The sequence below is a fragment of the Methanosarcinales archaeon genome, from assembly GCA_014859725.1.
In the GTDB taxonomy this organism is placed as follows: domain Archaea; phylum Halobacteriota; class Methanosarcinia; order Methanosarcinales; family Methanocomedenaceae; genus Kmv04.
The window spans coordinates 1-1,534 of sequence record JACUTQ010000286.1 but is presented as its reverse complement, the minus strand read 5'-3'; the positions used below and the strand labels follow the sequence as shown (position 1 = coordinate 1,534).

Sequence of the window (1,534 nt, the reverse complement as noted above, 5' to 3'; positions counted from 1 at the left end):
AAGATTTCTATAACTAAAAAAATAAAAAGCGTCTGGTCTTGAATATCCATCTCACCGTTGTCGAATAAATAACCATCCAATGAACAAAGTAATCAATACACCCGGCAATCCCGAATCGGGGGCTGATTTATTTAACGCCTCAACATCCTGCAGGTCTGGACGAGCAAAATCACCCAAAACGAACTTGACAGGAACGTCACGGATTCCCCTTTTTTTCGCTTCTTCATCAATTATTCCGTAGATCTCATCTAATAGCGGCTTCTCAACTGTTAAGTTTTTATAAATTGTTGCAACAAAATAACCATCGGAATCAGTGCCGAAAGCAACTAAAGGCCCTTTTGGAGTAAAGTAAGACAGTGTTTTATTTCTCAAACCCTCCATAATCATTCGTTGATCTTTATTAAACCAATTCCATCTTTGGTCTTCGGTTTTAAGCTCAGGAAGCTTCCCATAGGTAGCTATAACCACTGGTTTATATGATGCTCTACCGCTTCTCTCATATTTTTCATCAGCCTTCTTTTCAGATTCTGATCTCCAATCTACCCCAACCACGGGAAAACCTCCGCGTCCGAATTCTACTGGTACTTTTTGAATACCTATCGTTTTTGCTTTTTCATCTATAAATGCATGGACTTCATCTATCAATGGCTTCTCGATTGTTAAGTTTTTATAGAATACTACCACAAAATAACCGTTGGAGTTCTCACCGTATGTTATTACTTTACCATTTGGATACATATAGTTGAGGCTTAGTTCAATTTCTAAACTTTTTGCGAGTCTTTTAAGATTATCAGACCAGTTTTGCCTTTGAATCTCGGTCTTAAGTTCAGGAGGCTCTCCATAGGTGGCGATGGATTCATAAGCAGTAGGGATTAGATAATATAAATAATTATATTCTACATTGTTTATTTTTTTAATATTGATATTTCCATCTCCTTCAGTTAAATTGCCACTCTGTGATATATTAGTAACAAAGGCAAAGATAACAAAAACTCCCATCATACCTATTATTAAATGGTTTGATTTTATCATTTCATCCCTCTATGAAAATAAAGGATTATAGAATGGATTCTATAACTCTTTACCTTACATATTTTTATCTAGTCAGAGGAGTTACACTTAGTTCACTTTGTACCCATGAGACCTTTGAAAAGTAGGCATATTGTCCCGCCCTCGACGCGTGAATGCCCACTATAATACGATTTCCTCCATCTAAATAGTATACGGGAGAACCACTATCACCACCGGCAGAATAATAAGTTGCCTTCACTTGATCGTAGTAAATGCTGCCGTCTGGATACTGAACATTAGCTACTCCTTCTACATATCCTGAAGACGGACCTGTTGTAGCACCAGAGATATATACCCTCTCGCCGATATTTGCATCTCTGTAACCCTTAACAGGAGCTATGACTCCATTTCCAAGATGTACCGATGCTTCAACATTGCTATAGGGTACAAATGACGCATCTGCATGACTGCCCCCAAGTTTAGAGACACTCCCGGCTTTGTACCAATAGTATATAATGGAATA

At 37.9% G+C, this 1,534-nt stretch carries 2 protein-coding genes; both read right to left on the bottom strand.

The features are described from left to right. Positions 1-51 precede the first annotated feature (51 nt). A complete protein-coding gene (locus tag IBX40_13330) occupies positions 52-1,032 on the bottom strand; it encodes a hypothetical protein (GenBank protein MBE0525294.1) in 981 nt (326 codons plus the stop codon). Positions 1,033-1,096: 64 nt separating this feature from the next. Then, positions 1,097-1,534: hypothetical protein (locus IBX40_13325; protein ID MBE0525293.1), on the bottom strand; the 438-nt coding region annotated here is incomplete at its 5' end.

Coding starts and splice junctions, on each gene's coding strand:
- IBX40_13330 (MBE0525294.1), bottom strand. CDS start 1,032: ATGATAAAATCAAACCATTTAATAATAGGTATGATGGGAGTTTTTGTT.